The 9956-nt window shown below is 50.0% G+C and carries 12 protein-coding genes; 2 read left to right on the top strand and 10 right to left on the bottom strand.

The genetic code is table 11. The features are described 5' to 3' along the window. The 6 genes from PHU49_05960 to PHU49_05935 all read right to left on the bottom strand — a co-directional run. Positions 1 to 317, bottom strand: a 317-nt coding sequence (locus PHU49_05960) for an MlaD family protein (protein MDD5243544.1), incomplete at its 3' end; no start/stop codon positions are given. Then, positions 304 to 1077: an ABC transporter ATP-binding protein gene (locus tag PHU49_05955; GenBank protein MDD5243543.1), complete on the bottom strand. Its 774-nt coding sequence runs from the start codon at positions 1075 to 1077 to the stop codon at positions 304 to 306. The genes PHU49_05960 and PHU49_05955, both read right to left, overlap by 14 nt. Position 1078: 1 nt before the next feature. Beyond that, positions 1079 to 1852: an ABC transporter permease gene (locus PHU49_05950; protein ID MDD5243542.1), complete on the bottom strand. Its 774-nt coding sequence runs from the start codon at positions 1850 to 1852 to the stop codon at positions 1079 to 1081. Next, positions 1845 to 2951 (bottom strand): alanine racemase, encoded by a 1107-nt coding sequence (gene alr / locus PHU49_05945; protein MDD5243541.1) that lies wholly within the window; start codon positions 2949 to 2951, stop codon positions 1845 to 1847. Before alr ends, PHU49_05950 begins: the two co-directional genes overlap by 8 nt. Next, positions 2948 to 4237, bottom strand: a complete 1290-nt coding sequence (hemL, locus tag PHU49_05940; protein ID MDD5243540.1) for a glutamate-1-semialdehyde 2,1-aminomutase — start codon at positions 4235 to 4237, stop codon at positions 2948 to 2950. The genes alr and hemL overlap by 4 nt, the downstream gene beginning before the upstream one ends. Then, entirely contained in the window at positions 4230 to 4685 is a 456-nt protein-coding gene (locus PHU49_05935; protein ID MDD5243539.1) for a hypothetical protein, read from the bottom strand. The genes hemL and PHU49_05935 overlap by 8 nt, the downstream gene beginning before the upstream one ends. Before the next feature lie 186 nt (positions 4686 to 4871). Between PHU49_05935 and PHU49_05930 the strand changes: the two genes are divergently transcribed. Then, complete coding sequence (locus tag PHU49_05930; GenBank protein ID MDD5243538.1) at positions 4872 to 6035, top strand: LL-diaminopimelate aminotransferase; 1164 nt, start codon at positions 4872 to 4874, stop codon at positions 6033 to 6035. Between the two features lie 171 nt (positions 6036 to 6206). On the opposite strand, the gene PHU49_05925 is transcribed toward PHU49_05930, so the two are convergent. Next, positions 6207 to 6560, bottom strand: a complete 354-nt coding sequence (locus tag PHU49_05925; protein ID MDD5243537.1) for a hypothetical protein — start codon at positions 6558 to 6560, stop codon at positions 6207 to 6209. Next, on the bottom strand, positions 6547 to 7122 hold the full coding sequence (locus PHU49_05920) for a nucleotidyltransferase domain-containing protein (protein MDD5243536.1): 576 nt from the start codon (positions 7120 to 7122) through the stop codon (positions 6547 to 6549). The genes PHU49_05925 and PHU49_05920 overlap by 14 nt, the downstream gene beginning before the upstream one ends. A gap of 420 nt (positions 7123 to 7542) precedes the next feature. Here PHU49_05920 and PHU49_05915 point away from each other — a divergent pair, with 420 nt between their 5' ends. Beyond that, complete coding sequence (locus PHU49_05915) at positions 7543 to 8088, top strand: WG repeat-containing protein (GenBank protein MDD5243535.1); 546 nt, start codon at positions 7543 to 7545, stop codon at positions 8086 to 8088. A gap of 21 nt (positions 8089 to 8109) precedes the next feature. Here PHU49_05915 and PHU49_05910 read toward each other — a convergent pair whose 3' ends face one another. Then, positions 8110 to 9489, bottom strand: a complete 1380-nt coding sequence (locus tag PHU49_05910) for a TldD/PmbA family protein (GenBank protein ID MDD5243534.1) — start codon at positions 9487 to 9489, stop codon at positions 8110 to 8112. Next, positions 9479 to 9703: a DUF4911 domain-containing protein gene (locus PHU49_05905; protein ID MDD5243533.1), complete on the bottom strand. Its 225-nt coding sequence runs from the start codon at positions 9701 to 9703 to the stop codon at positions 9479 to 9481. Before PHU49_05905 ends, PHU49_05910 begins: the two co-directional genes overlap by 11 nt. Positions 9704 to 9956: the final 253 nt, after the last annotated feature.

Below are 9956 nucleotides of genomic sequence, written 5' to 3'. Positions count from 1 at the left end.
CCGAGAAGTCCCTGGGCCTTCACGATGATCTTGCTGTCGGCAGGCACCTTCACGCCTTCTTTAATAGTCAGCGTCAGCGTCGCTTTGTACGCATCAAGGGCGATCTTTTTCACCTTGCCTACCTCCACACCTGCTATCTGCACTGGCGATCGCGGGTCAAGGCCGTTGGCATTGGCAAAGGTAACGGTGATCTCGTATCCGCGTTCACGGAATGCCCCGAACTTTCCTATCCTGAAGGACATGTAAAAGAGTATCAGGATGCTGACAAGCACCACGATGCCCACCTTCAACTCAGGGGAAATTTTATTGCTGCTCATAACTACCTCCTGTAAAACCAGGTATTTTCGTCGCTTTTAGAAATTCTTTCGTAGCCTCGTTTGTGCTTCGTCTTATCTCATACGGCGTGCCGTACTCGATGATCTTTCCATCATAGAGCATGGCAACCTTATCGGCAATCCTGAACATGCCGAGGATATCATGACTGATCACCACATATGTCTTCTGTATGCGCTGCTGTGTCTCCTTTATCAGGTCAAGTATCGACAGGGAGATTATCGGATCAAGGGCGCTTGTAGGCTCATCGAAGAGTATGATGTCCGGGTTCAGAACAAGAGCCCTCGCAAGCCCTACCCGCTTTCTCATGCCGCCCGACAATTCCGAAGGCATCTTTTCCGTAAACGCCAGAAGGCCGACCTGTTTTAATCGTTCCTCCACTATGCTTTCGATCTCCCTGCCGGAGAGCTTTGTATGTTCCCGGAGCGGGAAGGCAACATTATCAAAAACATCCATGGAATCAAAAAGGGCCGCTTCCTGAAAGAGCATGCCAAAACTCCTCCGGACTTCGTTGAGTTCCTTCTCGGGAAGTTTCGTAATATCATTACTGTTCACCCATATCTCTCCGCTGTCGGGTTTAAGGAGACCAATGACATGCTTCAGGAGAACGCTTTTCCCGCCGCCGCTTTTCCCGATAATGACGGTGATCTTGCCTGTTTCGATCTCAAGATTGATCCCGTCCAGCACTTTCTGCGCGCCAAAACTTTTGTAAAGGTCAACAATCCGTATCGCCGTATCTTCCATATCAGAACATAAGGGAGGTCAGTACGTAGTCGGTGATAAGGATCGTCACGCTTGACATTACCACAGCCTCTGTAGTTGATTTCCCGACGCCTTCCGCTCCCCCGCTCGTATAAAAACCTTTATAACAGGAGATAACACTCATGATAATCCCGAAAACAGCCGCCTTGATAAGACCGTTGTAAATGTCCTCAAGGTCAAGGTACTTGATGATCTTGTTAATGAAAGCACCTTCGTTGATACCGAGGAGCTTGACGCCGACGAGATACCCGCCGATGATACCGACAAAATTCGAGATCGATGTCAATACGGGAAACATCAGGAAAGAGGCGATTACCCGCGGCACAACGAGGTACTTGATGGGGTTTAAGGCCATGACGGTCAACGCATCGATCTGTTCCGTCACCCTCATGGACCCCAGTTCGGCTGCCATTGCCGAACCTGCCCGGCCCGTTACCATAAGGCTCGTAAGAACGGGACCGAGTTCCCTCGTCATGCTCAACGCCACCGTTGTGCCCACAAGCCCTTCGGCGCCAAACTTCCTGAAGCCATAGTATGACTGGAGGGCAAGCACCATACCGGTAAAGGTTCCCGTGATGATGACCACCATGATCGAATTGACACCGACAAACTCCATCTGCTTGAAGATATAGTTCAGTTTGAAGGGCCTTCTGAAGGTCCAGTATATGCTTTGAAGGAACATGATGCCTATATTGCCAAGCTCCTTCAGGATGTCGAGCAAAGGAGTTATGCCCTTTTTTATCACATCTTCAAACATAGACCCTCATCACCCTCTTTGATATTTTGCACAATATTTCATAGGGGATTGTTCCGGCGTATTCCGCGATCTCATCAGCGGTGATCGTCAATGTTCCTCCATGTCCCAGAAGCACCACCTCTTCTCCCGGTATTACATCATGAAGGTCTGTGATGTCGGCAAGGAACCAGTCCATGCAGACCCTTCCAACAATACTGCATTTCCTGTCCTTTATCAACACAAAACCTCTGTTGGAGAGCGCCCTCGGATACCCGTCCGCATATCCCACAGGTATATAGGCAATGCGCGTTCTGTCACCGGTAGTAAAGGTCCTCCCGTAACTAAGCGGACTTCCGGGTGGAAATTCCCGTATCAGCGCAACCCTCGAAACAAATCTCATGACCTGCCTGACAGGCAGCTGCGCGCTGAGCTCTCTCGCCGGATGTGACCCGTAGAGGCTTATCCCGACGCGTATCATATCAAAATATCCCTCAGGATAGTTTGTGATGGCCCCGCTGTTGGCCATGTGGGCTATTTTCGGGACTACTCCCTCTTCGTTCACCGTTTGCAGGGACCTTTCGAAGATCCTTATCTGGTTAAGCCCGTATTCATCGCGCACCTCCGATGATGAAAAGTGGCTCATAAGGCCTTCAATCTCAATGTGCGGCATCTCCTTCATCATCCCCACGATACGAGGCACCTCTTCAGGCCGGAAACCGAGCCGTCCCATCCCCGTATCTACTTTTATATGGACCTTCAGTGTCTCTCCGCTGCGGGAGCGTCTGTCTTTCAGTTTCTCTATCATGCCGGTATCATAGATCACCGGGGTAAGGCCGTGTTCGTAAAAGGGGTCTTCCGAATCCCAGGGCAGTATCCCGCCCATAACAAGTACGGGGCTTCTGATGCCTGCCTGCCTGAGTTCCATCCCCTCGTCAACGGCAGCAACTCCGAGGTAGTCGACACCGGCCTCTTCAAGCCTCCGGGATACTTCTACCGCTCCATGGCCATAGGCGTCCGCCTTCACGACACAGAGGACCTTTACCCCCTGCGGTATCCTGTCCCTGATGATCCTGTAATTCTGCTCAAGGACATCAAGGTCTATATATGCAACGGCCCTCATGACATCAATCCTTTAAAGACCCTTTCGCAGGCCTCTGCTGTTTTTGTCATCTCCTTTTCTCCGTGAGAGAGGGTAACGAATGAGGCTTCGAAGGGGCTTGGCGCAAAGAAGATCCCTTCCTCCAGCATTCTCTTGAAAAACCTTTCATAGATCACCCGGTCTGCCGCGCTCGCCGATCCGTAATCATTGACACCCTGCTCCGTGAAGAACCCCGTGAACATACCGGTAGTACTGTTGACGGTATAGGGAACCCCTTGCTGTCTCGCTATTCCCAGCATGGCGGTCTTCAACGCATCCACGCGTTCACGCATCATCGCGTATACCTCCGGGTGTTCTTTCAGGTACGACAGCACATAGATCCCTGCCCTGACGGCAACAGGGTTGCCGGATAATGTGCCTGCCTGATAGACCGCACCGAGGGGCGCCAGATTCTCCATGATCTCTCTCCTGCCGCCAAAGGCGCCGATAGGAAACCCGCCGCCGATGATCTTTCCGAGACAGGTGATGTCGGGCTTGATGCCATATATATGCTGGGCGCCGCCGTAGGCGACACGGAACCCCGTTATCACCTCATCGAAGATAAGGAGTATCCCGCGGTCTCTGCATAGCCTTTCCAGACCCTCAAGAAAACCGTTTTCCGGAAGGATCACCCCCATATTTCCCATGATGGGTTCAATAATAACACAGGAAATATCGTTATTCCTCTCCACGATGGCCCGGACGCTCTCAAGACGGTTGAATTCCGCTATGAATGTATATTTTGCGAGGTCCGGAAGGATGCCTTTGCTGTCAGGAATCCCGAATGTCGCGAGGCCGGAACCTGCCTTGACGAGAAGACTGTCGAGATGACCGTGGTAGCATCCCCTGAATTTGATAACACCGCTCTGCCCGGTGAAACCCCTCGCGAGGCGTATGGCGCTCATCGTTGCCTCTGTACCCGAGCTTGTAAGCCTCACGAGCTCCATCGAAGGAAATGCCCCGGTGATAAGCTTCGCTATCTCGATCTCATAGGGATGGCAGGCGCCGAAGCTCGTTCCATCCTCAATCGCCGGCTTCACCTCATCGATGACGCCATCGTCAGCATGGCCGAGGATGATCGCGCCCCATGAAGCTACATAATCGAGATAGCTGTTCCCGTCAACATCATAGAGGTATGCCCCTTTTCCTCTCCTGACGTAAAACGGCTCGTCGTGGACAGACTGGAAGGCCCTGACCGGACTGTTCACGCCGCCCGGCAGATACTGTACCGCCTGCCCGTATAGGTCGTGTGATCTTCTTCTATCCATGGTGAACACTGAAGGATATCTTTTTGAATTCCCGCTTGCTGAAAAAGATCTGAAAATCTTTTATGCCCGTCCTGTCCGATATGGCCTTCACCACATCCGTACAGTCCTGCAAATTTTTCCCGTGTATCATGCTGAAAAGATTGTAATCCCAGTACCTACCCCGGTCCCTTTCGTAGCAATGACTTACCTGGGGGAAGGAGGACATGATCCTGCCGGCCCTGTCGACGTCGCCGTCTCCGGCCTTCCAGACCACCATCGCGTTATACGTATAGGATGCCCTTCTGTGATAGAGGACTGCCGCGACACGCCTCACGGCACCCTCGGTCTTCAGGCGTTTTAACGTATCGATGAGATCCGCCCCGCCGATCCCCATATGCCCTGCCATTGCCTCATAGGGCTTTTCTACTATGGGGAAATCATGGGGTATCCTTTCTAAAACCTTATACATCTGTCTATTTTACATGTCTGTAGAGGTGTTTTCAAATAAAAACCGTCGGTCACGGCTCACAGTTCACAGTTCCTGTAAAAAAGTCTTTACTTTACGCCAAAGAATATGTAATTACATTATCTGGCCATTGCAAAATGTTCACGCTGGAAACTGACTGCTGATGGCTAAAAACCCTGGAGCGACAACATGGTAAAACCGGCATCAAGAATAGAAAAGATACCCCCTTACCTATTCGCGAGGATCGATAAGAAAAAGGAAGAGGCGAGGCAGAAAGGAATCAACATCATAGACCTCGGCATCGGTGATCCCGATATCCCAACGCCGGTAAACATCATTCAAAAGATGCAAGAGGCCACTGAAGATTCGAGAAACCACAGGTATCCGAGTTACGAAGGCATGCTGTCATTCAGAAAAACGGTCGCGGACTGGTATCTGAAGAGGTTCGGCGTAGGGCTCAACCCTGCCAGTGAAGTGGTCACCCTCATCGGCTCAAAGGAAGGCATTGCCCATATGCCCTTAGCATACGTGGAAAGCGGCGACGTGGTGCTTGTCCCTTCCCCCGGGTATCCGGTATACAGGATCTCGACCCTTCTTTGCGGCGGCACCCCGTATATAATGCCCCTCAGGGAAGAAAACGGCTACCTGCCACGGCTTGAAGACATACCGGAAGAGGTCCTGCGGAAGGCAAAGATACTCTTTATCAACTATCCGAATAACCCCACCGGCGCCTGTGCCGACGATCTGTTCTATAAAAAGGCCCTCGACGTGGCGAAAGAGTACGACATCCTCCTCTGTCATGATGCGGCATACAGCGAAATAGCCTATGACGGATATATGCCCAAAAGCGTCCTCCAGTTCGACACAGAGAAAAAATACTCCGTAGAGTTCCACTCGCTCTCCAAGACATACTGTATGACCGGCTGGAGGATCGGGTTCGCCGTGGGGAATGCCGACGCGATATACAACCTCGGCAAACTGAAGACCAACATAGACTCGGGCGTGTTCCAGGCGATCCAGTATGCCGGGATAGAGGCCATAACAGGGGATCAAAGCTCCCTGGAGGATCTCAAAAAAAGGTTCCAGCAGAGAAGGGACTTAGTCGTCGACGGTCTTCTTTCCATGGGGATAAAGGTCGCGAGACCCCGCGCCACCTTCTACATCTGGGCAAAAGTACCGAAAGGGTACACATCAGAGAGCTTCTGTGAAAAACTCATCGAAAAGACGGGGGTCGTCGTCACCCCCGGCAACGGGTTCGGAGACGAAGGCGAAGGGTACTTCAGGATATCGACAACAAACAACGAAAAGAATATCCGCGAGGCGATCCGCCGCTTAAAGACGCTGAAGCTGTAATAATCAACGTTTCAGCGTACTTTCTAAAACACTGGAAGAAATAGGCTAAAGGGTTTATTTCTTAAAACTTAAAGCGTCCTTGTGGATTTTCTTTTTTAACCTTTTCCATGATCAAATTGACAAAGGTTTCCGCTGCATGAAGGGCGTTTTCAGCCTCTGTGTAAGAAACGGTTATATCAATTTCATAGGTAAACAGATTCCGTTTTTGCGCATCCTGTCAAAATGTTCGATAACGTCACGGTATTCCTTGCCAAGCGCCTGGCCCACAAATTCCACCACTGTCTTATGCTGGTACCCATCGGATGGTCTGAAACCCCTTAGAAGCATATACGCCCTGCCCGCACGCAGCATAGCAAGATACGCAACCGAGTATGCTATCCCTTCATCGATCTTCAAATTAGCTTTGGCTGTTTTCAGGTCTTTTGTAGAGCGGGCAAGGAGCTTTTCAACGTCTGCGATAGATGATTTCTGTTTCTGTATCAATCCTCTAAAAAGATATTCGCTTACAAGCTTATCGTAGGTCATTCTCTTTCCCTCTCAGCATTATCTTTTTATTATCGATAAGGTCTAAGATGAATCCGTCTTTATTCTTCTTTCTCTTTTTGAACTCTTCCGGGGTAAAGAGGGTGTAATTGATCTCCCTTTTAACAGATTTCTCAATAGCATTGATTTTCGAAATAAGCCGGTCTTCATCGATACGCCCGATAACACAAAGATCGACATCGCTGGCTGCTTTTGCTTTGCCTTTCGCGAAGGAACCATATACAAAAGCTATTTCTACACCCTTGATGTCATTCATGACGTCCTTCAAAAGCCCCTCCACGCCTATAGTCTTGCGCACAATGTTCTTTAATTCTTCAAAAAGCGGATATGTTTGATTCAACCGGTAATAAAGGAGATTGCCCTTCTTTTCTGAAAGAAAAATTCCTTCTTCTTCCAACCGCATAAGTTCCTTTCTGAGAATGCTTACCGAAATATTAAACATCCGTTCGAGCTCCCGTAAATAATAAGAGCCTTCCGGGTTCGTAAAATAAAGCTGAAAGAGTGCCGTACGTGCCTTTGATTTAAACAATTTTACAATATCCATATCTGTAACCTTTTTAGATTACAATTGTAACCTTTTTAGATTACAATATCAAATTTTTCACGAGATGAATTATCGTATAGGAAAAAATGATTCTTAACAATAAATTGCGAGAAATGCATAGAATGTAAGTACATTTTTGGGGGAGTTCATCTTCGATCAATCTATTGCTTACGTGACGTTTGTGGAAACAATCGCCTGAACCGATGAATATGTGCAAAGAACAAGACCCCCCCGGGGGAACGTAAAGAGGTGCTTCATGAAGAGAAGAGGTGTGGTGGTTCGAAAAAGGGATCGCGATGGTAATGCTTGGGGATAAGATATGCTTTATCGACAAATCAGGAGACTTTGTCGTGCAATGCAGATCAGGTGAACTGGGTTGGTTTTTCGAAGGTCTTTCCGTCGCCAGAGATGCGGACAAATATGGTTATATCAATAAGTCAGGTACGGATGTCATCGGTCCCCCAGTATGACGACGCTTGGGAGTTCCAGGAAGGACTGGCAGCTGTCCGGAGCGGGAAAAAATGGGGATTTATCGATCCGTCCAATCGTTATGTCATCGAACCCGGGTTTGATGATGTCCTGCCACACCGGGAGGGGTTGGCGCCTGTGGCCATTGACGGCAAGGCAGGGTATATAGACAGATCCGGGAAGTTCGTTATCCCACCCCGGTTTGATGATGCGCGGCAGTTTCGTGAAGGCAAAGCGGCAATCCGATTGAACGGCAAATACGGCTTTATCGATAAGTCCGGCAACATTATCATCGATCCGCGGTTCGACGGCGTCTCGTTCTTTCTTTATGGGCTTGCTGCAGTACGTGTAAACAACAAGGTGGGGTTTATCGATCCGTCCGGCAATTACGCTATAGAAGCCCGCTATGACAATTACCTTCGTTCTGCCATGGATTTCATTGAATTAAATCGTTACCTCTACAAAAGAGAGTCAAATAAATCAAGGATATATGATTAATAATCGGAAACCGGTGATTGGTTATTGTTCTTTCCCTCCCACGACGATCTCCGGTATGCGGAGTGTCGGCTGGGCGTCGGATACAGGCACGCCCTGTCCGTCCTTGCCGCAGGTGCCGATGCCGAAGCCGAGGTCGCTGCCTACCATATCGATCTCCTGGAGGACTTTCAAGCCGTTGCCCATCATCGTCGCGTTCTTTATCATGGGTCCGACCCTGCCCTTTTCTATGAGGTAGCCCTCGGATATCTCGAAGACGAAATCGCCCCTCACTGTGTCGACCTGGCCGCCGCCCATCTTCACCACAAATACGCCATTGTCTACCGAGGCGATGATGTTTGCGGGATCGTCTGCACCGGGGAGGATCATCGTATTGCTCATGCGTGGGATCGGTCTGAACCTGAAGGACTCCCGCCTCCCGTTCCCCGTGGATCTCATCCCGTACCGCATAGCGTGGAAGCGGTCAAAGAGGTAGTTTTTCAAAACGCCCTTTTCAACAAGCACGGTCCTTTCGGACGGCACCCCTTCATCGTCATAGGCATAGGTCCCCCTCATGTGCGGCAGGGTCTTGTCATCGACAACGCTGACAAGGTCTGAGGCAATCACCTTTCCGAGCATCTCCTTGTAGCAGGAGAGTCCCTCCATGGCGAGGTCTGCCTCAAGCCCGTGGCCGATGGCCTCGTGGATCATCGTACCGCCTGCCTCTGATCCGAGGACGACCGTCTTCGTCCCCATCGGCGCCTCCACGGCGGAGAGGAGCCCGCTCAGTCTTTTCGCTGTCTTCCTTGCCAGCGTTTCAACAATCTCTTCAGTGAAGAATTCAAAACCGTAAAAACCGCCTATTGCCTCATACGCGGTCTGCATCTCACCATTCTCTTCGCCGACGACAAAAAGGGTCGCAACGACCTGTTTGCGGCTGTCCTCGATCCCCATACCCTCACTGGTAAAAAGCCTGATATCCTGGCTTGTGTCCCGGTACATCACCCGCACCTGCCTGATCCTTGGTTCCATCTTTCTGACCATCGATTCCAGGCCTTTGACCATGGCGATCTTTTTCTCCATATCGACAGCCTCGGGATCCATGGTGATCGTAAAAGGATACTCTGCCCTGATGATATGCCTGTCCAGCTTTACAGCTTCCCTTTGCGTGTCTTCCGAAAACCCGCGCAATTCCGCAGCAAGTTCTATAAGACGTTTTTCCTCAAAGGAATTTGTCGTTGCGAAGAATGTCTTCCAGGGACGTATAACACGAATGCCGACACCTTTATCAACGGCCCTTTCAAGCTTCTCTATCCTTTCGGACTCGAGTTGTATATGGGTATATGTCTTCTCCTCGGCAAATATATCACCGTAGAGGCTGTCCCCTCCCATCAAGGCCCTCAACACATTTGTCTCATCGAACATTATCAACCTCCCGTAACGTGATGCCGTAGTTCACCATATCAGCCACGATCCCGTTAACAACATCTTCAAAACCCGATGAATAGATCACCTCTATAAGGCCCTTATCCCCGTCCAGGACAGAAAAGATTCCCACATCTTCGTAAGACTCGAGGATGGCCTTGAAGAACCCTATCCCTTCCCTGTTGATGATATATCGTCGCGTCCTTTCCATCATTCTTTTTTAGCTATCAGTAAAAAACAGGTTAAGGCTAAGGTTAAGGCTAAGCAAACCCTGGTTCTTCTCAACCTCAACCTTAACCTGATTCTTCTTGCTATGCTACTTTTGTTGCAGCATCTCTACGAATGCCTCGATCCTGAGCTTCGTCCTCGTATCGAGTGTCCTCGGCAGATCACCCTCGATCGTCAGGATCGGCACTCCGACGGTCTCCCTGAGTATCACATCCTCTATGGCCCGAAAGCAGAACGCC

The organism is Syntrophorhabdaceae bacterium, from assembly GCA_028713955.1.
Classification (GTDB): domain Bacteria; phylum Desulfobacterota; class Syntrophorhabdia; order Syntrophorhabdales; family Syntrophorhabdaceae; genus UBA5609.
Note: the sequence above shows the minus strand (reverse complement) of the source record. Positions and strands in the feature narration are given on the sequence as shown.